The following is a 592-nucleotide window of genomic DNA, read 5'->3' on the forward strand; positions in this document are numbered from 1 at the left end:
GAACGGGTGGTGTTCGACGAGGAGACCCAGCAGGTCGACTACACGCCCGACGGCGGCAAGCACTTCCTGCGCATCGCCGCCGACGACTCCCCGGACTTCGACGACCCGTTCGACCACCTCAGCGACCTCGATCAGCAGGTCGGCGGGCGTCTCGTCGACTACGAGCAGATCGAGCTGAAGCGCCTGACCTACCGTGACCGCGAGGCCGCGCGCCTGGAGTACAGCTGGACCGCGCTGCCCAAGGACACCGAGTTCCCCGGGCCGTACCGGGCGGTGGACCAGATGTACCTCACGCGCGACGGGGTGGAGTACGCCCTCTACATGGCCGGGCCCGCCGAGGACTGGGACACGACCAGGCAGCAGTTCGAGACGATTCTCAGAGGCTGGCGCGAGCCCTGACCGCCCCCGGCGTGCGCGGACGTGCGCCCGTTGGCCGAATCGCCGTACCGGAGCGGACACATCCGGTGGGGCATGATGGGCGCATGGTGACCGAGGGGGAGCCGGACAACGGGACCGACGGGGCCAACGCCCGCGTCGTGGCGGGACGTTACCGTCTGGAGGCACTGCTCGGACGCGGCGGCATGGGCGTGGT

The 592-nt window shown here is 70.1% G+C and carries 1 pseudogene; it reads left to right on the plus strand.

Features of this window, described 5'->3' with window-relative positions:
* Positions 1-399: pseudogene (locus LPA54_RS35360) on the plus strand (serine/threonine protein kinase); the annotation flags it as partial.
* Positions 400-592 lie beyond the last annotated feature (193 nt).

It is taken from the genome of Streptomyces sp. DH12, from assembly GCF_020873895.1.
Lineage (GTDB): Bacteria > Actinomycetota > Actinomycetes > Streptomycetales > Streptomycetaceae > Streptomyces.